Source organism: Streptococcus sp. P25B114, from assembly GCF_053010325.1.
Map to the genome: position 1 here is coordinate 41276 of NZ_JBRKNW010000008.1, position 20622 is coordinate 61897.

Consider the following 20622-nt stretch of genomic DNA (forward strand, 5'->3'; position numbering starts at 1 on the left):
CAGCTGGAACTGATCTCCTTTTGTTTATTTAACTTGTTTTGCCTGATAGGCAGCGCGTGCTTGGTCGAAGAGTTCTTGGACTTCTTCGATGGTTTCGGCACGGGATACGGCGCCACGGATCTTGGCAGCACCTGCTGAACCACGGAGGTAGTGGGGCGCTAGACCACGAAATTCGCGGACGGCAATGCTTTCGCCCTTGAGATTTGTCAAGCGGGTTAGGTGGTCAAAGGCGACATTGAGCTTGTCCTCAAAGGATAGGTCGGGCAGGATTTCACCCGTTTCCAGATAGTGGTTAATCTGGTTGAAGATGTAGGGATTTCCCATAGCGGTCCGGCCGACCATGACAGCGTCAGCCCCAACTTCCTCGATACGCTGGCGGGCATCTTCGACATTGCGGATGTCGCCGTTTGCGATGAAGGGAATCTTGGTCAGGTTGCCGGCAACCCTGGTCAGGGTTTCGAGGTCAACAGTTCCAGTGTACATCTGCTCGCGGGTCCGTCCGTGCATGGCCAGGGCAGCCACACCAGCACTTTCTGCGGCTAGGGCATTTTCGACCGCCAGGTCGGTATTATTCCAACCGGTCCGCATCTTAACGGTCAGGGGAATGTCGAGGACGGAAGTCACTTCCTTGATGATGTGGTAAATCTTGTCAGGGTCCTTGAGCCACTTGGCACCAGCCTCGTTCTTGATGACCTTGTTGACAGGGCAACCCATGTTAATATCTACGATATTGGCCTTGGTGTTTTTCTGAATGAAGTCAGCTGCACGTTTGAGGCCCTCAGCCTCGCCACCGAAGAGCTGGATAGACATAGGGTATTCGTTATCGTCTATATGGAGCATGTGGAGGGTCTTCTCGTTGTTGTAGAGAAGGCCTTTTTCAGAAATCATTTCCATAACCACCAGTCCTGCCCCCATTTCCTTGGCAATGGTACGGAAGGCCGAGTTGGTCACGCCGGCCATTGGGGCCAGCACGCAGCGATTGGGGATTTCCACATCACCAATCATGAAAGGGGTATTGAGATTAGCCATTGATGAGTTCCTCCAAATCGTTTTCGTCAAAGTGGTAATGGGTCTGGCAGAATTGACAGGTGATGTCCACGCCATTGTCTTCTTCCTTCATCTCTTGTAGGTCCGTTTTTGGCAAGCTGGCTAAAGCATCGAGGAAGCGGTCTTTAGAGCAGTCGCAGACAAAACCGATTTCTTCTTCTGACAGGCGCTTGAAGTCGTCGTCGCCATAAATGGCGGATAGCAGAGCTTCTATGTGGTTTTCAGACGCCAGCAAGCTAGAGATGGCTGGCATTTCTTGGATGCGTTTTTCGAAACGGGCAATTTCAGCCTCGGTCGCACCTGGTAAAACTTGCAGCAAGAAGCCACCAGCTACCTTGACAGTTTCATCTTCATTCAGGAGGACATTGAGTCCCACTGCAGACGGTGTTTGCTGGCTATCCGTCAGGAAGTAGGCAAAGTCTTCACCGATTTCACCAGAGATCAAGGGGGTCATGGAGTTGTAAGGGCGACCTGTTCCGTAGTCTGTGATAACTAGGAATTGGCCTGTTCCTACAAGTGGTCCAACAATAACTTCTCCAGTTGAGCCACGCTTATAGTCGAGATTCGGGTTTTGGATGTAGCCCTTGACCTGACCTTTGGTATTGGCAACGGCGATGATGGCCTTAGATGATCCGTTTGCCAAAATTTTCAAGGTGATTTTTGTGTCTCCCTTTTCATTAGCAGCTAATATTTGGCTTGCAATTAAGGTTCTTCCAAGTGCAACTGTTGAGGATGGCCAAGTGCCATGTTTTTCCTGAGCGGTCCGAACTGTTTCAGTACTGTCCAATACATAGGCACGGAAATGCCCGCTCTTTGATAGTGTCTTAATAATTTTATCCATAAGGATTATTATAGCACAAGTGGGGAAAATGGGGAAAGGGAGAGGCCTAAAGAAAAAACTGACTATGACTAGCCAGTTTATAGTTCAGGAAACAACTTCCGCAAGATCTTCGGCGTAATACTCTGTCCTGGTCCTGCGTAGGTATAGGTATGCAGGTACATGGCAGGGTTAAAGTTAAGCTCGATACAGGTGCAGTTTGGTTCTTCCTTGTTGGCTGGCTTGGTGCGGTCGGGGATAATCAAGTCCACACCGCAGGCCCAGGCCCCCATAGCGGTGGCCATATCTGCAGCCAGTTGTTTGTAAGTTTCGTCCATCTGGTCGGTCATATCAATAGAGTCACCACCGGTGGAGATATTGGAATTGCCACGCAGAAAGGCTTGAACGCCCTCAGGCAAGACAGTGTCAGGTGTGTAGCCCTGTTGCTCCAACATGAGCAGTTCGATATCACCCAGATTGATGATTTCAAGCGGTGATCGGTGATCGCGACCCCGCAGAGGGTCTTGATTTTTTTGCTCCACTAATTCTCGGATGGTTGATTGTCCATCCCCGACGACATTGGCTGCGACACGGAGCAGAACAGCCTCGCACTTGCCGTCCAAGATGAAGAAACGGTACTCGGTTCCCGCCACGAACTCCTCCACTAGTACATGGCTATCTTCTGAAAAGGCGATGTCCAGGGCTTTTTCATAGTCCGCAAGACTGGCTGGCTCCTGGAAGATAGAGATGCCTAGGCCGAAGTTGGTGGATTTTGGTTTGATAACAATAGCAGAGCTGGCTACCTGTCCGTAATACCGCAGGGCCTCTTCCTTGTGAGAGAATTCCGCTCCCGCAGGCACTGGGAAACCAGCCTGGTCCAGTATCTTCTTGGTTACGACCTTGTTGGCCATGGCCAGAGGAATGACGTAGTTGTCCTTGGAGGTCATGTTGCCATTTTTGATGTACTCGACATGGTCACCATGCCAGAGCTTGAGAAACTGGTCTTCTTCATCCAAAATCTCGACATGCAAGCCCATTTGAATGGCGTCAAAGAGAATCATCTGGGTGGAGAGTTCCATGTTTTCATAGCCCTTGAGGGCGTATGGGGCTGTCCAAGCATAGTCATGGAAGAGTCGTCCTTGCTGCTGGCCAAATCGTTCCAAAGATCCATCTTCAACCTGCTCTGCTATTTTTCCAGAGAGGGTCAAACGTGGGTCTTGAAGGGCAGCCTTCACTTGAGCGATGAGCTGGCTGTAGTAGTCGTCCAGTCCAAAGTGGGCGACAATCGCTGTCATGGCGGTCAGGATAGGGCTGGCGTCTGCCTCTGCTGGTAGGGGAGTGTGGGGATGGCTGAGGGCAATGCGGTTGTTAAGCTGATGGGCCTGCGCCAATTGTGCGTCGACATCGGTTAAATCATCTAGCCACAAGAGGGCGAGAATGAAGAGATGAACTGTGTCCAAGGTCCCTTGGCTGATGGCCAGTTGGTCGAAGGGATTGAGGTCAAAGGTCCGAAACTCCAAATAAGAAATGCCCTTGGTCAGATAGTCGCGACTGACCTTGGCACCGCGGAGGCGAACTGCAGAGTAAAATTCCTTTTCGGCAGACAACTGACCGCTAGCAACCGCCTGCTCGATGTCGGTCACATATTGCTTCAAGGAAGAGAAGGAGATGTGGACATCGGGGGCGTTGACATAGCCGTAGTTGGAATTGCGAATAGACCGCACGCAGCCAATTTCCTCTGTCAAAAATCCTTTTTCAGCCAGACTGCTAGCTCCGTAGAGGTAGGTCAAGAGCCAACGGTAGCGTAGGAAATTCTGAGCCAGCTTGAGATAGAGGGCATTTTTGAAGGTGATGAGGTCGTCGTAATCGCTGGCTTCAAAGAGTTGCTGGGTCAGGTCTTTGCCCAATTCAAAGTTATAATGGATGCCCGACATGGACTGCAAGAGCTTGCCGTAGCGTTGCCCCAAACCGACCCGATACTGGTACTCAAATTCGCTTTCTAGCTGGGCGATTTGAATTTCGTCCTCGGTGATGTGAGGAGGCATGGACAGGGGCCAAAGGTATTCGTCCTTGTTCATGGATCGACAGGCAACGTCTGTGATGGCGCCCAAAAAGCGACGCGCTTCTTTGGTCGACTGGGTAACAGGCGTAATCAGCTCTAGCTGTGGCTCGCTGTAGTCGGTCTGGATATAGGGATGGAAGGATCGTGAACCTAGTTTTTCAGGGTGGGGCGTCTGAGCCACACGATTTTCAGTGTTAATCCGCAGAGATTCTCTTTCTAAGCCAAAAGTTGCTTGAAGAATGGGTGCGGTAGAGGGTAAGTGTTTCAGCATAGTGTCTATTCCTGTTATTTTCTTATTCCAATTTTATCTAGTTTGCTGAAGAAATACAAATTTTCGCTACGTTTTGGCTTGAAAATCCAGAGAAAACGACCAAAAGCAAGGTTCAGACTTCGGAATTTTCCATCAAAGGATATAATATTTTTGTAAAAACAGCGCCAACAATCGTATTTTGCTTGTTTTAGAAACAGTCAAAAAATAAAAGTTCGTCATTTTTGAAATACGGGCTATTTCTTGATGAAACGTTCGTTTTTTGATAGAATAGATTGTAAACGAAACTTGCAGGTGAAATTCCTGCCAGAAGTGTTTGAAAGGAATTGGACACCAAGGAAAAGTTGGAGCTGTCAAAGGTTTAAAGGCAGACTTTCTAGTCGATTTGGCGGTGTTCTAGGTATCTTAAATTATGACATCAGTAGTTGTTGTTGGAACTCAGTGGGGCGATGAAGGAAAAGGCAAAATCACGGATTTCCTCTCTGCCAATGCGGAAGTCATCGCACGTTATCAAGGTGGTGACAATGCAGGTCACACCATCGTCATCGATGGCACCAAGTACAAATTGCATCTGATTCCATCAGGAATTTTCTTTCCAGAAAAAATCTCTGTCATCGGTAACGGTGTCGTGGTCAATCCAAAATCCTTGGTTAAGGAAATCAACTACCTCCATGATTCAGGTGTGACGACAGATAATTTGCGGATTTCAGACCGCGCACACGTCATCTTGCCTTATCACATCAAATTGGACCAGTTGCAGGAAGAATCCAAAGGTGAGAACAAGATTGGTACAACCAACAAGGGTATCGGTCCAGCTTACATGGACAAGGCTGCGCGTGTTGGTATCCGTATCGCAGACCTCTTGGACAAGGAGATTTTTGCGGAGCGTTTGAAAACAAACTTGGCTGAGAAAAACCGTTTGTTTGAGAAAATGTATGAGTCAACTCCGATTGAGTTTGACGAAATCTTTGAAGAATACTATGCTTACGGTCAAGAAATCAAAAAGTATGTAACAGATACCTCTGTTATCTTGAACGATGCCCTCGACCAAGGCAAACGTGTCTTGTTTGAAGGTGCCCAAGGGGTTATGTTGGATATTGACCAAGGTACCTATCCATTCGTTACTTCTTCAAACCCAGTTGCTGGTGGTGTGACCATCGGTAGCGGTGTCGGCCCAAGCAAGATTGACAAGGTTGTTGGTGTATGTAAGGCCTACACTAGCCGTGTTGGTGACGGACCATTCCCAACTGAATTGCACGATGAAATCGGAGACCGTATCCGCGAAATCGGTAAGGAATACGGTACGACAACAGGTCGTCCACGCCGTGTCGGTTGGTTTGACTCAGTGGTGATGCGCCATAGCCGCCGTGTGTCAGGTATTACCAATTTGTCCCTCAACTCGATTGACGTCTTGTCAGGTCTTGACACCTTGAAAATCTGCGTGGCTTACGATTTGGATGGTGAGCGTATTGACCACTACCCAGCAAGCTTGGAACAGCTCAAACGCTGCAAACCAATCTACGAAGAAATGCCAGGTTGGTCAGAAGATATCACAGGTGTGCGTAGTTTGGATGAATTGCCAGAAGCGGCTCGCAACTATGTTCGTCGCATCAGCGAATTGGTCGGTGTTCGTATCTCAACCTTCTCAGTTGGACCAGGTCGCGAACAAACCAACATCCTTGAAAGTGTCTGGAGTTCTAAATAGGATATTGAGCGGGAAATCAGTAGAGTTAGGAGGAGAAAAATAGTATGTTCCTCATATTGGGTGTTACTGGAGTCCTGTTCTTATTCAGCATATTGGTGGGCTACCTGGTTTTCGTGGTTGCTTGGAGTTTGCCACGTATGGAGGATAAACAGCAACATCGTTACTATTTGATAGGCTCCTTGCTAAGTCTGCTCCTATTTCCCTTTATTGGACCCTTGGTTTTTCCTATATTTGGCTTTAGCCTTGGTTATGGAATTTCTGCTCCACTGTCAAAAGGATGGAGAACCTTTTTGATAATAGTAGGGGTGGTATTGCTGCTTTGTTCAGGTCTAGCTCTTTTTTGGATTGCCGAAACCGTGTTGGATCTATATTCAAATTAAAGATTGAAGGGCAAGTTCTATCTGAACTTGTTCTTTTTTGATATTCTGCTATAATAGATTTTACTAGATTCTATAAAATAAAGAGGTTTACAAATGGAAAGTTTATTTTTACCCCTAATCATGGTGGCTATGGTTGGTTTCATGTTTTATTCACAGCGTAAGCAACAGAAACAGCGCCAAGACGCCCTTAGTCAAATCAAAAAAGGTGACGAGATCGTGACCATAGGTGGCTTGTTTGGTATCGTTGATGAAATCGACGACAAGAAGGTCGTTCTGGATGTGGACGGTGTCTATTTGACTTTTGAACGCGGAGCCATTCGCAATCGTGTGACGCCGGCTACCACGACAACAGTAGCAGCAGAAGAACCAGCTCTAGAAACGGTTGAGCCAGTTCAAGAATCAGTTATTGAGGAATAAAGACGAAAAACCAGGGAATCCTTGGTTTTTATCTTATCCTCATGATGTGCTTTTTGCTTAAAAACTAGAGACTGTGGTATAATAGACTGATTATAGCTTGAGGAAAAAGTCATGTTTAAGTGGAATTTTAAGAAAAAAGAGAAGTTTGAGACGCCTGTGGAGGTGCCCAAACATATTGCCATCATCATGGATGGGAATGGGCGCTGGGCTAAAAAACGGATGCAGCCTCGGATTATGGGTCATAAGGCCGGTATGGATGCCCTGCAAAAGGTAACAAAAACAGCGTCTAAACTAGGGGTCAAGGTCCTGACAGTCTATGCCTTCTCAACGGAAAATTGGTCCCGTCCTGAGAAGGAAGTCAAATTTATTATGAATTTGCCGGTTGAATTTTACGATAAATACGTGCCGGAGCTTCATGCCAACAATGTGAAAATCCAGATGATTGGTGACCATTCTCGCCTGCCAGAGGCGACCTTGAAGGCACTGCGGATGGCAGAAGAAAAGACCAGGAGAAATACCGGTCTCATCCTCAATTTTGCCTTGAATTATGGCGGTCGTGATGAGCTGTCTCGTGCGATTAAGGCGATTTCGCAGGATATTTTGGATGCTAAGTTCAATCCAGGGGATATTGATGACAAGCTGATTGCTGATTATCTGTATACAGGTAGTTTGCCGGTTTCCCTGCGAGACCCTGATTTGGTCATTCGGACCAGTGGTGAACTCCGTCTCAGTAATTTTTTGCCCTGGCAGATAGCCTACAGTGAGCTCTACTTCACTGACGTGGCCTGGCCGGACTTTGATGGAGAAGCTCTGCTATTAGCCATAAAAGAATACAATCGTCGCCACAGAAGATTTGGTGGTGTGTAAGGAGAAATGATGACAAAGGAACTAAGAACACGGGTGATATCGGCGGTCGTTGCACTGACCCTCTTTATCCCTGTTATATATATTGGTGGGGTGACCTTCCAATTGGTGCTGGGGCTCTTGGCCATGCTGGCTACTGCGGAATTGATGCGGATGTACAAGCTGGCGCCTAATTCCATTGAGGGTATCCTGGCCATGCTGGGAAGTTTTGTCTTGACCCTTCCGCTTGAGAACTATCTGCCATTTTTGCCGACGGATGGGAACTATGTGGCCTTTACGGTCATTGTCTTTATTCTGATGGGTTCCATCGTCTTCCATACAGGCACCTATACTTACTCAGAAGTGGTCTATCCTATTGCCAGCAGTTTTTATATCGGGGTTGGTTTCCACAATCTGGCCCTGGCGCGTATGGATAGTCTCAACAAGCTATTCTTTGCCCTGCTGCTTGTCTGGGCGACGGATATCGGTGCCTATATGCTTGGTCGTCAGTTTGGCAAACGCAAGCTGGCTCCTATGGTATCACCTAATAAATCTATTGAAGGTTTTCTCGGTGGGATTGCTTCGGCAGTTGTAGTGGCAGCCATCTATCTCATCTTCTCCAAGGAAATTCGTGACGTCTATTCAATTCCCTTGATGCTGGTCTTGGCGGCTGTATTTTCTGTCGTGGCCCAGTTTGGAGATCTGGTTGAGAGTGCTATCAAGCGCCGTTTTGGTGTCAAGGATTCTGGTAATCTGATTCCAGGGCATGGCGGTATCTTGGATCGTTTTGACAGTGTCATTTTTGTCTTTCCAATCATGCACTTCTTCGGCTTATTTTAAGGAGGTTCCATGAAGGGAATTTTAGCATTTATTTTTATCTTTGGCGTGATTGTGGTTATCCATGAATTTGGTCACTTCTATTTCGCCAAAAAAGCAGGCATCCTGGTTCGGGAATTTGCCATTGGTATGGGTCCGAAAATTTTCGCTCATACGGGCAAGGACGGGACGGCCTATACGATTCGTATTCTTCCGCTTGGCGGCTATGTTCGTATGGCTGGCTGGGGCGAGGACAAGACGGAGATTAAGACCGGGACACCGGCCAGTTTGACCCTCAATTCAGACGGCATTGTGATTCGAATCAACCTATCGGGTAAGGGCTTTGATGTCAACAGTCTGCCCATGAATGTGACCGGCTTTGACTTTGAAGATAGGCTGGAAATCACTGGTCTGGTCCTGGATGAGACCAAGACCTATAAGGTGGACCACGACGCGACCATTGTCGAGGAAGATGGGACGGAAGTCCGCATTGCACCGCTGGATGTCCAGTATCAAAATGCGACGATCTGGGGTCGGCTCATGACTAACTTTGCGGGTCCCATGAACAACTTTATCCTCGGTGTTTTGGCCTTCATCCTGCTTATGTTCATGCAGGGCGGTGTGGCCGATACGTCTAGCAATCAGGTGACAGTTGTAGAGGGTAGTGCCCTTGCAGCTGCTGGATTAGAGACTGGAGATAAGATTCTCTCGGTCAATGGTCAGGTAACAGATTCTTACGCCGATATTTCTAAGATGATTGGGCAGGCAGTGCAGGATGCTAGCAGTGCTCCTAAGTTTGACTTGCTTGTGGAGCAGGACGGGACTGAGAAGAATGTGTCTGTGACTGCCAAGCAGGAAGATGGCACCTACAGACTAGGTGTTTCCCCTATTTTGAAGACGGGTGTCTTGGACAAGATTATTGGTGGTGTCCAGCAGGCCGGAGTGACAGCTCTCATGATTGTCACAGCTTTGAAAAATCTGATTGCCAGCTTTGATGTCAAGCAACTAGGTGGTCCTGTGGCTATCTACTCTGTCAGCAATCAAGCGGCTCAAGATGGTTGGATGTCCATTATTGGACTGATGGCTATGTTGTCGATAAACGTAGGAATTTTCAATCTCATTCCGATTCCGGCTCTTGATGGTGGTAAAATTGTTATGAATATCCTGGAAGGAATTCGTCGCAAACCGCTCAAGCCAGAAACGGAATCCTACATCACGCTGGCAGGCGTTGCAATCATGGTCGTCCTCATGCTGGTCGTGACCTGGAATGACATTATGCGGGTATTTTTCTAAAATAAAATTTGCAAGGAACTGAATGCCTGCTCTAGGCAAGATGTTCCAGGAACTAAAGAAGAAAGGAAGACAGAGAGTTACTGATTTGAACTCGAGCGTCAGCTTGGAATTTTCAGTCGTCGCCAGTCATTCGTCTCTGTTTTTTCAAAATAAAGAAAGGAACTGAATGCGTGATAAACGCAGGAAGTTCTGAAAACTAAGAAAAAGAAAGGAACAGAGAGTTTTTAGATTTGAACTCGAGCGTCAGCGAGGGTTTTGAAAAGTGAATTCTCTGCCTTCTAAATCAAGTAAGCTACGAAAGGAATTGAATGCGTGCTATACGTAGGATGTTCTGAAAACTATGAAAGGAACTGAACACGGGCTGAAACCTGTGTCTTCCTAACAATAAAGATTAAGAAAGGAATTGAATGCGTGCTAAAAACTTTACGAAAAAGATAAACCTGCCTAGTGCCAAAGGCACTGCGTTAGGTTTCCTATTTTCGTTTCGTTTTCTTAACGCACTTATATCTTAACTATGAAACAGTCTAAAATGATTATCCCGACTTTGCGGGAGATGCCTTCTGATGCGCAGGTCATCAGTCATGCGCTTATGGTGCGTGCTGGTTATGTGCGTCAGATTTCCGCTGGGATTTACAGCTACTTGCCGTTGGCCAACCGTGTGATTGAAAAAGCCAAAAATATCATGCGGGAGGAATTTGACAAGATTGACGCCATCGAATTTTTGGCGCCTGCTCTCTTGTCAGCCGACATTTGGCGCGAGTCTGGTCGTTACGATACCTACGGCGACGACCTTTACAAGCTCAAAAACCGCGAGGGTTCCGACTTTATCTTGGGTCCAACCCATGAAGAAACCGTGACCCTTTTGGCGCGTGATGCGGTCCAGTCTTACAAACAGTTGCCGCTCAACATCTACCAAATCCAGCCGAAATACCGTGATGAAAAACGCCCACGTAACGGTCTTCTCCGTGGTCGCGAGTTCATCATGAAAGATGGCTACAGCTTCCATGCTAGCTATGAGAGCTTGGACCAGACCTACGATGATTACAAGCGTGCCTATGAGGCTATTTTCACTCGTGCAGGCTTGGAGTTCAAGGCCATTATCGGTGACGGTGGTGCCATGGGTGGTAAGGATAGCCAGGAATTTATGGCTATTACACCAGACCGTACTGACCTGGACCGTTGGGTTGTCTTGGACAAGTCGGTAGCTTCTTTTGACGAAATTCCAGAGGACGTATTGGCAGCCATCAAGGCGGAACTTTTGGCTTGGAATGTTTCTGGTGAAGATACCATTGCCTACTCTAGTGAATCTGGCTATGCAGCCAACCTGGAAATGGCGACTAGCGCCTACAAACCAAGTACAGCAGTTGTCGTCGAAGAAGACTTGGTTAAAGTTGCTACACCTGATGCTAAAACCATCGATGAGGTTGCAGCCTTCTTGAACGTTGCTGAAGAGCAAACGATCAAAACCATGCTCTTTATGGCAGATGGCGAGCCAGTTGTTGCCCTCCTTGTCGGCAATGACCAGGTCAACGATGTCAAATTGAAAAACTACCTCGGCGCAGATTTCTTTGATGCGGCTAGTCCAGCAGATGCAGAAAAAGTCTTCGGTGCAGGCTTTGGTTCTCTTGGCCCAGTTGGTTTACCAGAAAATATCAAGATTATCGCCGACCGCAAAGTGCAAGATGTGAAGAACGCTGTAGTTGGTGCTAACGAAGATGGTTTCCACTATACAGGTGCCAATGCAGGGCGTGATTTCCAAGTGACTGAGTATGTGGATATTCGTGAAGTCAAGGAAGGGGAGCCTTCTCCAGATGGACACGGAGTTCTCAACTTTGCTCGCGGTATTGAGATCGGTCATATCTTCAAACTGGGTACCCGTTATTCAGATAGCATGAATGCCAACATCTTGGATGAGAATGGTCGTTCTATGCCGATTATCATGGGATGCTACGGAATCGGTGTTAGTCGTCTCTTGTCAGCAGTTCTTGAGCAACACGCTCGTCTCTTTGTTAACAAGACACCAAAAGGTGAATACCGTTATGCTTGGGGCATCAACTTCCCTAAAGAATTGGCACCGTTTGATGTACATTTGATTCCAGTCAATGTTAAGGACGAAGAAGCTATGGCATTAACTCAGTCAATCGAAGCTAGCTTAATCGGTGCTGGTTATGAAGTCTTGACCGATGACCGCAATGAACGCGTCGGAGTGAAATTCTCAGACAGCGACCTGATCGGTTTGCCAATCCGTGTGACCGTCGGTAAGAAAGCTGCCGACGGCGTGGTCGAAGTCAAAATCAAGGGCACTGGTGACACTGTCGAAGTCCATGTCGACCAGCTCTTGGAAACTTTGAAAATTTTGAATAAGTAACAAATAAAGGAGAGGTTGGGCATAAAGTCCAGCCTCTAACTATTTTATTATGTGATTTTTAGTTCGGGAGCGAGAAAGAACTCGATAGATGAAAAGAGAGTTCATTTTCCCCGCACAGCTTCAACTGTTTGGGAGACAGTTGAAGGTTGGAAATTGAGCGAACTCAGTTCGCATCATACGTAAAGGTCTGGTTCGGAGCGTAAAACGCGAAGTGCTGAGGATTGTTTCACAATCCCAATTTCCCACCTTTTACAGTTCCGCAAACTGTGAAACCCCAATCAACCCCTGAGCTGAGATGTTGACACAAACTAAAGAAAGCGAGCCTAGGCTTTTTGCCCAGGCTCTTTTAATAATGAATCTATTTTTTGATTTCAAGCTCCTGTAATTGGTGCAAAATGGTCTCTAAATCAGCTCCTGCCTGCAGGAGAGCGGCAGCTGTATAGCAACCTTCAACGACGGGAACAGTCTGAATCAGGACTTCTTTTTCTGAAAAATCAGCAACCATTTCGATATTCATCCGAGCGCTTCCTAGGTCGAAAAAGGCTAAGATGGTGTCTGCATCATTTTCTTCTAACTTTGCCTGGACGGTCTCAAAGCTAGTGCCGATTGAACCATCCTCCAAGCCACCGCAGTAGGTCAAAGAAACGTCCTGAGTTACTTCCGAGACTAAATCGATAATCCCCTGGGCAAGATTTTTGGAATGGGAGACTAGTAAAATGCCAGTTTTTGTCATGAACCTGTCACCTCCAGGAGGGATTCAAAGAGTAGGCCAGATGAGTAAGAACCAGGATCGATGTGGCCGACAGAACGTTCTCCAACATAGGAAGCACGTCCCTTAGTCGCAAGTGTATCAGCAGTAGCTTGGACAATTTCCTGAATCAGATTAGGAGTGAGTTTGTCTTCCCTAATGGCAGAGATGACAGGGGTCCAGACGTCGACCATGGTTTTTTCGCCCAGCTCCGCCTTGCCGCGTTTTTGAATCATATCCAGGCCTTCTTGTAACATAGAAGCCAGTTCAGCACCAGCTTGGCTAGCCTTGGACAAACCCATAAAGGCCGAACCGTAGAGGGGACCAGAGGCACCACCTACCTTACTGAGCAGTTGCATGGCTACAATTTTGAAAATCTGGTCCGCACTGGCAAATTCCTTGCCATCCAGTTCAGTCATAACAGCAGCCATCCCACGGGCCATATTGCCTCCATGGTCACCATCACCAATAGGGGTGTCCAGCTCGCTTAGGTAATCCTTGTTTGCTTGAATTTTTTCGTTGAATCGTGTCATCCAAGCCAATGCTGTTCTTACATCCATAGTTTTTCTCCTACCAGCCGGCTACTTGTACAGGGGCGTTTAGAGCCTCTAGCCAGCTTGGTTCTTCTAATTTTATAAGGGTCAATGATAGGCCAGCCATATCAATTGATGTCATGTAATCGCCGATTTTCTTGTAGTCTACCTCAATGCCTTTTTCCAGCAATAGTTTAGCTACGTCGTTGGCAAAGACATACTGCTCCATGAGTGGGGTTGCGCCTAGACCATTGATGAGAAGACCGTAATGTTCGCCTTCTTTGAGCTCAAAGCCTTTGGCTAATTTTTCAACCAATTCGGCTGCCAATGTTGCGGACGGTTGCAATTTTTCCTTCTTATAGCCAGGTTCGCCGTGGATGCCGACCCCATATTCAAACTCATCTTCTTCTAAAACGAAGCCAGGTTTTCCTACTTCAGGAACGGTTGCACCAGATAGGGCCAGACCAATTGTCTTAATCTGTGGAACTAATTTGTCGGCCAACTCTTTGATGGCAGCGAGAGACTGGCCTTGTTCAGCAGCATGTCCGAGAATTTTATGAACTAGGATGGTTCCAGCAACCCCGCGTCGACCTTGGGTATAGAGGCTATTTTCCACGGCAATATCATCGTCGACAACTACACTTGCGACCTCGATACCCTCCATTTCCGCCAATTCTTGCGCCATCTCAAAGTTCATGATGTCGCCAGAGTAGTTTTTGATGACCATAAAGACGCCAGCTCCCTCGTCAGCAGCCTTAATGGCTTCCAAGATTTGGTCTGGTGTTGGTGAGGTAAATACTGCGCCACATACAGCGGCGGACAACATGCCCTTGCCGACAAAGCCTGCATGAGAAGGTTCATGACCAGAGCCCCCTCCTGAGATGATGCCGACTTTACCAGTTTTTTCAGCCTTGCGGACAATGACTTCAAAGCCCTCTATACGTTCTACCAGGTCATTGTGCATAAAGACCAGGCCATTGAGCATTTCGTCAACAACATTTTCAGGTTGATTGATAATTTTTTTCATGAGAAAACCTCCGTGATATAATACTAAGATTATTATATTGTATTGTGTAGGCAAATTAAAGGGACAATTGGTCAATTTTGTCCCTTTTTTTACATAAGTGTATCTGATAATGTATAATAAGATAGGAGAGACCAGAAGGGAGGCAGCATGGGCACTTCATTGCTGACCAAAAAGCGCATCGCAAAGGCATTTAAAAAGCAGTTGATTGAAAAGGGATTTGAGAAGGTGTCTGTGGTAGAGGTTATGCAGGAGGCTGCTATCCGTCGCCAGACCTTCTACAATCATTTCCTAGACAAGTATGAGCTCTTAGATTGGATTTTTAAGACGGAGCTGGAAGAGCAGATTACGGATAATTTGAATTATATTAGTGGATGGAAGTTGTTGGATGAGTTACTTTACTATTTCGACAGCAACCAGTCTTTTTATGCACGGATTTTTTCAGTCAATGAGCAGAATGACTTCAGGAGCTATTTATCTGACTATGTTAGGCTTTTGTTGGAAAAAATCATAGATGAGTGGTCTGTTAAGCAAGAGGTAGAAGTAGTAGGGTCGTTAAGGCTCTTCCTATTAGCCTACCATACCAAGGGTTTGGTGGGCTTTATTGAGGCGGGGGTGGTTGACCCCAATCACCAGCTACATACTTCCTATCGGAACCTAGTTTCCGTCTTGTTGCAATCACTTGAAGGAGGGAGAGGACAATGAGTCAATTGCCATTATTTTATCAGGAGGAAGACTTGCTACAATCCTATATAGATGGGCTCTTGCTGGCTCATCCTCATTTGGAGCAACTGGAGAATTATCCCATTATTGTGGATAAAAATCAGGCCGAGGACCGGGTGCCGATTTTGTCGGGTGGTGGTTCCGGGCATGAACCGGCTCATATTGGTTTTGTCGGCCAGGGTATGCTGACTGCCGCTGTCTATGGGAAAATCTTTATTCCACCGACTCCAGAGCAGATTTTAAGAGCCATCCGCCATATCAATAGAGGCCAGGGTGTCTTTGTCATTGTCAAGAATTTCGAGGCTGATTTAGCAGACTTCGGCCAGGCCATTAAACAGGCGCGTCAGGAAGGAATCGATGTCCGCTATATTGTTTCCCACGATGATATTTCTGTCGAGCCCAAAAAGCAATTTCAGATGCGGCATCGGGGGCTGGCTGGCACTATTTTCTTGCATAAAATCTTAGGTGCTGCGGCTCAGGCTGGGGCCAGTTTGGCTGAACTGGAGGCCCTTGGCCTAGAATTGGCGACGGAGATTGCTACCATTGGCTTTGCGACCAGGTCTGCTCATTTTCCTGGGCATGACCAACCCCTCTTTCAGCTGGAAAAGGGCAAGATTTCCTATGGCATGGGGATTCACGGGGAGGAAGGTTACCGGACGGTCACTTTTGAATCGGCTGAGCAGTTGGCCAATGAAATCGTCAACAAATTAAAGATAAAATTCCACTGGCGAGAGGGTGAAGATTATATCCTTTTGGTCAACAATTTGGGTACCGTTTCAGAGTTGGAATTGGGAATCTTCACGAATGCTATCTGCCAATTTCTAGATTTGCAGGGCCTGCAGCTTCCTTTTATCAAGCAGGGAAGATTGATGACCAGCTTAGACATGGCTGGGATTTCGGTGACCCTCTGTCGCTTGAAAGACCGTAAGTGGCTGGATTATCTGCTAGCGGATACGGATGCGGCTGCCTGGTAGAAAGGTGAATGTGGTCAGGACTTGCCATAGTCTTCCCCTCGAAAATTGGGCTGGATTGTGGTAAAATACTCCTAACAACATTCAAAGGAAATCAACATGTCAGATAAATTTCAACTCTTGCTCCAACAGATCAATATGCCTCTTGATGCTCGGCAATCAGAGGCTTTTTCATCTGGAAAGATTGAGAAGGTTGTCCTTCACAAGGTCAGCAAGCTCTGGGAATTTACCTTCCGCTTACCTGCTCCCTTGCCCCTTCTGGATTATCAGCTTTTCAAGGCAAGGCTAGCTACTGAGTTTGAAAAGATGGGCAATAGGGTCCGTTTTGCCATTGTGACGGATTTGGAAGCCTACGACGGTGACTTGCTGGTGGCCTACTATCCGGAGGCCTTTACGGAGGAGCTCTGCCAGAGTGCTGGTTTCAAGGCCCTCTTTCAGCCGCTGGAAGTCGTCTATCGGGATGGTGTTCTCTGGATCAAGGGACCTGAAACCATTGACACGGTTCATTTTCGCAAGAATCATCTGCCAAATCTAGTCGAGCAATACGCCCGTTTTGGCTTTGCAAATCTCAAGGTGGACATCGAAGTTTGTCAAACCATGACCGAGCAACAGGCTGCGGACTTCCAGAATCAGAATGAGCAAATTTACCAGCAGGCCAATGAGGAAAATCTGGCTGCTCTGGAACAACTAGCACAGATGGCGCCACCACCAGAGGCAGCTCAGCCATTTGTCCCAGAATATAAGAAGACCAACCGGCCTGCCAAGGTAGCCATCGATAAGGCGGAGATTACGCCTATGATTGAGGTTGACAGTGAGGAAAACCGCGTGGTCTTTGAGGGGCTAGTCTTTGAAGCGGAGCACAAGACAACCAAGACGGGACGGGTCATTATCAACTTCAAGATGACCGACTATACCTCTTCGTTTACCCTGCAAAAATGGGCTAAAAATGAGGAAGAGGCCCAGAAATTTAGCATGATAAAGAAGGGGCAATGGCTCCGGGTGCGGGGAAATGTGGAGACCAACAATTTCACCCGTGATCTGACCATGAATGTCCAGGAAATCCAAGAAGTCAAGAAGGAAATCCGCAAGGACCTGATGCCAGAAGGTGAGAAACGGGTCGAATTTCATGCCCATACCAACATGTCAACCATGGATGCCCTTCCTGCCGTTGAGGACTTGGTGGCACGGGCTGCAGCCTGGGGGCACAAGGCGGTTGCTATTACCGACCACGGCAATGTCCAGTCCTTCCCTCATGGTTACCACGCTGCCAGAAAAGCGGGTATCAAGCCGATTTTCGGGATGGAGGCCAATATCGTTGAGGACTCGGTGCCTATTGTCTACAATGAGACGGATTTGGTTTTGTTAGATGCGACTTATGTAGTCTTTGACGTGGAGACGACCGGACTTTCTGCGGTCAACAATGCTCTGATTCAGATTGCGGCATCTAAGATGTACAAGGGCAATATCATTGCAGAATTTGATGAATTTATTGATCCGGGGCACCCACTCAGCCAGTTCACGACCGAGTTGACGGGAATTACGGACCAGCATGTGCAGGGGTCCAAGCCCTTGGAGCAGGTCCTGCGGGAGTTTCAGGAATTCTGTCAGGACAGCGTTCTGGTTGCCCACAATGCCAGCTTTGACGTCGGCTTTATGGATGTCAACTATGAACGGGCGGGTCTGCCGACCATTACGCAGCCGGTCATTGATACGCTGGAATTTGCCCGCAATCTCTATCCAGATTTCAAACGGCACGGTTTGGGGCCGCTGACTAAGCGGTTTGGGGTTGCCTTGGAGCACCACCACATGGCCAACTACGATGCCGAGGCGACTGGTCGTCTACTCTTTATTTTCTTGAAAGATGCACTCGAAAAGCACGCTATTGCCAATCTCAATCAGCTCAATCGTGACCTGATTGCTGAGGATTCCTACAAAAAAGCCCGCGTCAAGCATGCGACGGTCTATGTGATCAATCAGGTCGGGCTGAAAAATATCTTCAAGCTGGTTTCCCTGTCCAATACCCAGTATTTTGAGGGTGTTCCTCGGATTCCGCGGACGGTGCTGGATGCTCATCGAGAAGGCTTGATTTTGGGAACGGCCTGCCAAGAGGGTGAAGTCTTCGACGAACTCTTGTCCAAGGGCATTGACGATGCGGTTAAGAAGGCTACCTACTATGACTTTATCGAGGTCATGCCTCCAGCCCTCTACGCGCCCATGATTGCCAAGGAGCAATTCAAGAACATGGGCGAGATTGAGGAGACCATCAAGCAGTTGATTGAGGTCGGTCGCAGGGCTAATCTGCCTGTTCTTGCGACGGGTAATGTCCACTATATTGACCCCGAGGAAGAAATTTATCGTGAAATTATTGTGCGGGCCTTGGGCCAAAGTTCGCCGATTAACTGGACTATCGGCAATGGTGAGAATGCCCAGCCTGCTCCCCTGCCCAAGGCGCATTTCCGTACTACCAGTGAAATGCTGGATGATTTTGCCTTCCTAGGCGAGGCGCAGGCGCGTGAGATTGTCATCACTAATCCAAATGCCATGCTGGACCGTTTCGAGGATGTGGAAGTGGTCAAGACTGACCTCTACACGCCCTATATTGAAAAGGCAGAAGAGACAGTGGCGGAGTTGACCTACCAGAAGGCTTTCGAGATTTATGGCAATCCTCTGCCGGATATTATTGACCTGCGAATTGAGAAGGAATTGACGTCCATTCTGGGTAATGGATTCGCCGTGATTTACCTGGCATCGCAGATGTTGGTGCAACGGTCAAATGAACGGGGCTACCTGGTTGGTTCACGGGGGTCTGTCGGCTCCAGTTTCGTTGCGACCATGATTGGGATTACCGAAGTAAACCCTATGCCTCCTCACTATGTCTGCCCCAACTGCCAGCATAGTGAATTTATCACAGACGGTTCCTATGGTTCGGGCTTCGATATGCCGGATAAGCCTTGTCCCCAGTGTGGCAACAAGTACAACAAGGACGGACAGGATATTCCCTTCGAGACCTTCCTTGGTTTTGATGGGGACAAGGTACCCGATATTGACTTGAACTTCTCTGGTGATGACCAGCCCTCTGCCCACTTGGATGTGCGAGATATTTTCGGCGCGGAAAATGCCTTTCGGGCAGGAACGGTAGGTACGGTTGCGGCCAAGACAGCCTACGGTTTTGTCCGTGGCTACGAGCGGGACTATGGTAAATTCTACCGTGATGTGGAAGTGGAACGCTTGGCTGCTGGAGCGGCTGGGGTCAAACGGACGACTGGTCAGCACCCAGGGGGAATTATCGTATTCCCTGACTACATGGATGTCTATGACTTTACGCCTGTCCAATATCCTGCCGATGATGTGACGGCCAACTGGCAGACCACCCACTTTAACTTCCACGATATTGACGAGAACGTCCTCAAGCTCGATGTCCTGGGGCACGATGACCCGACCATGGTTCGTAAATTGCAGGACTTGTCTGGCATCAATCCACAGACTATTCCGGCGGATGACCCAGGTGTCATGGCCCTCTTTTCTGGCACGGAAATTCTGGGAGTTACCCCAGAGCAGATTGGCACACCGACCGGTATGTTGGGGATTCCCGAGTTTGGGACCAACTTTGTTCGAGGTATGGTGGAGGAAACCAAGCCGACCACCTTCTCTGAATTACTCCAGCTGTCTGGTCTATCCCACGGTACAGACGTTTGGTTGGGCAATGCCCAGGATTTGATTAAGGCGGGAATTGCCGACCTATCTACCGTTATCGGTTGTCGGGATGACATCATGGTTTATCTCATGCACGCAGGTTTGCCACCTAAGATGGCCTTTAACATCATGGAACGGGTGCGGAAGGGCATGTGGCTCAAGATTTCCGAGGAAGAGCGAAATGGCTATATCCAAGCCATGAAGGATAACAAGGTACCAGACTGGTACATAGAATCCTGTGGAAAAATCAAGTACATGTTCCCTAAAGCCCACGCGGCTGCCTACGTTATGATGGCCTTGCGGGTTGCTTATTTCAAGGTTCACTATCCTATTTACTACTATTGTGCTTATTTCTCTATTCGGGCCAAGGCCTTTGATTTGGCGACCATGTCTGGTGGTTTAGATAAAGTCAAGGCTAAGATGGAAGAAATTGCCCTTAAGAAGAAAAACAATGAAGCCTCAAACGTTGAACAGGACCTCTACACCACGCTTGAATTGGTCAATGAGATGCTGGAACGTGGTTTCAAGTTCGGTAAGCTAGACCTTTACAAGTCTCATGCGACTGACTTCTTGATTGAAGAAGACACCCTCATCCCCCCATTCGTCGCTATGGATGGTCTGGGAGAAAACGTAGCCAAGCAGGTTGTGGCGGCGCGTGCCGAGGGAGAATTCCTCTCCAAGACAGAACTCCGTAAACGGGGAGGTCTATCTAGCACGCTTGTTGAAAAAATGGATGAGATGGGCATCCTCGGCAAAATGCCAGAAGATAACCAGCTCAGTCTCTTTGATGATTTGTTTTAAACACCTGTTCACTGTTTCTTTTGGAAGCAGTGAATTTTTTTAAAAAATGAAGTCAAACCTCTTGACTAATGTTGTTAATAGGTATATAATCTCTACATAGTGATAAAAACTAC

The 20622-nt window shown here is 47.6% G+C and carries 16 protein-coding genes; 10 read left to right on the plus strand and 6 right to left on the minus strand.

What is annotated here, in order from left to right:
* Window positions 1–24: 24 nt before the first annotated feature.
* The 3 genes from dusB to gshAB all read right to left on the minus strand — a co-directional run bounded on the left by dusB (window position 25) and on the right by gshAB (window position 4197).
* Window positions 25–1029, minus strand: a complete 1005-nt coding sequence (gene dusB / locus ACVC7T_RS05360; RefSeq protein ID WP_105122238.1) for a tRNA dihydrouridine synthase DusB — start codon at window positions 1027–1029, stop codon at window positions 25–27.
* On the minus strand, window positions 1022–1888 hold the full coding sequence (gene hslO / locus ACVC7T_RS05365) for an Hsp33 family molecular chaperone HslO (protein ID WP_105122237.1): 867 nt from the start codon (window positions 1886–1888) through the stop codon (window positions 1022–1024). The genes dusB and hslO overlap by 8 nt, the downstream gene beginning before the upstream one ends.
* Before the next feature lie 77 nt (window positions 1889–1965).
* Window positions 1966–4197: a bifunctional glutamate--cysteine ligase GshA/glutathione synthetase GshB gene (gene gshAB, locus ACVC7T_RS05370; RefSeq protein WP_447262591.1), complete on the minus strand. Its 2232-nt coding sequence runs from the start codon at window positions 4195–4197 to the stop codon at window positions 1966–1968.
* A gap of 409 nt (window positions 4198–4606) precedes the next feature.
* Here gshAB and ACVC7T_RS05375 point away from each other — a divergent pair, with 409 nt between their 5' ends.
* The 7 genes from ACVC7T_RS05375 to ACVC7T_RS05405 all read left to right on the plus strand — a co-directional run bounded on the left by ACVC7T_RS05375 (window position 4607) and on the right by ACVC7T_RS05405 (window position 12016).
* Window positions 4607–5899: an adenylosuccinate synthase gene (locus ACVC7T_RS05375; RefSeq protein ID WP_105160270.1), complete on the plus strand. Its 1293-nt coding sequence runs from the start codon at window positions 4607–4609 to the stop codon at window positions 5897–5899.
* A 44-nt stretch (window positions 5900–5943) separates the two neighbouring features.
* Complete coding sequence (locus ACVC7T_RS05380; protein ID WP_105122234.1) at window positions 5944–6279, plus strand: hypothetical protein; 336 nt, start codon at window positions 5944–5946, stop codon at window positions 6277–6279.
* A gap of 93 nt (window positions 6280–6372) precedes the next feature.
* Window positions 6373–6696, plus strand: coding sequence for a preprotein translocase subunit YajC (gene yajC / locus ACVC7T_RS05385; RefSeq protein WP_105160271.1), 324 nt, complete (start codon window positions 6373–6375; stop codon window positions 6694–6696).
* A gap of 111 nt (window positions 6697–6807) precedes the next feature.
* On the plus strand, window positions 6808–7563 hold the full coding sequence (locus tag ACVC7T_RS05390; RefSeq protein ID WP_105111706.1) for an isoprenyl transferase: 756 nt from the start codon (window positions 6808–6810) through the stop codon (window positions 7561–7563).
* A gap of 9 nt (window positions 7564–7572) precedes the next feature.
* A complete protein-coding gene (locus tag ACVC7T_RS05395; RefSeq protein ID WP_447262592.1) occupies window positions 7573–8379 on the plus strand; it encodes a phosphatidate cytidylyltransferase in 807 nt (268 codons plus the stop codon).
* 9 nt (window positions 8380–8388) lie between these two features.
* Window positions 8389–9648 (plus strand): RIP metalloprotease RseP, encoded by a 1260-nt coding sequence (rseP, locus tag ACVC7T_RS05400; protein ID WP_447262593.1) that lies wholly within the window; start codon window positions 8389–8391, stop codon window positions 9646–9648.
* Window positions 9649–10162: 514 nt separating this feature from the next.
* Entirely contained in the window at window positions 10163–12016 is a 1854-nt protein-coding gene (locus ACVC7T_RS05405; RefSeq protein WP_447262594.1) for a proline--tRNA ligase, read from the plus strand.
* Between the two features lie 358 nt (window positions 12017–12374).
* Here ACVC7T_RS05405 and dhaM read toward each other — a convergent pair whose 3' ends face one another.
* From dhaM to dhaK, 3 genes are read right to left on the minus strand one after another with little or no spacing between them, the layout of a single operon-like run.
* On the minus strand, window positions 12375–12749 hold the full coding sequence (gene dhaM, locus ACVC7T_RS05410) for a dihydroxyacetone kinase phosphoryl donor subunit DhaM (RefSeq protein ID WP_105111702.1): 375 nt from the start codon (window positions 12747–12749) through the stop codon (window positions 12375–12377).
* Window positions 12746–13324, minus strand: coding sequence for a dihydroxyacetone kinase subunit DhaL (dhaL, locus tag ACVC7T_RS05415; RefSeq protein ID WP_105160275.1), 579 nt, complete (start codon window positions 13322–13324; stop codon window positions 12746–12748). Before dhaL ends, dhaM begins: the two co-directional genes overlap by 4 nt.
* Before the next feature lie 10 nt (window positions 13325–13334).
* Window positions 13335–14324 carry a dihydroxyacetone kinase subunit DhaK gene (gene dhaK, locus ACVC7T_RS05420; protein WP_105160276.1) on the minus strand — a complete coding sequence of 330 codons (990 nt, stop codon included), beginning with the start codon at window positions 14322–14324 and terminating at the stop codon, window positions 13335–13337.
* Window positions 14325–14471: 147 nt separating this feature from the next.
* On the opposite strand from dhaK, the gene dhaS reads away from it, so the two are divergent.
* The 3 genes from dhaS to ACVC7T_RS05435 all read left to right on the plus strand — a co-directional run bounded on the left by dhaS (window position 14472) and on the right by ACVC7T_RS05435 (window position 20509).
* Window positions 14472–15026, plus strand: a complete 555-nt coding sequence (gene dhaS / locus ACVC7T_RS05425) for a dihydroxyacetone kinase transcriptional activator DhaS (protein ID WP_105122619.1) — start codon at window positions 14472–14474, stop codon at window positions 15024–15026.
* Window positions 15023–16018: a DhaKLM operon coactivator DhaQ gene (gene dhaQ, locus ACVC7T_RS05430; RefSeq protein WP_172062002.1), complete on the plus strand. Its 996-nt coding sequence runs from the start codon at window positions 15023–15025 to the stop codon at window positions 16016–16018. Before dhaS ends, dhaQ begins: the two co-directional genes overlap by 4 nt.
* A 96-nt stretch (window positions 16019–16114) precedes the next feature.
* Entirely contained in the window at window positions 16115–20509 is a 4395-nt protein-coding gene (locus tag ACVC7T_RS05435; RefSeq protein WP_447262595.1) for a PolC-type DNA polymerase III, read from the plus strand.
* Window positions 20510–20622 lie beyond the last annotated feature (113 nt).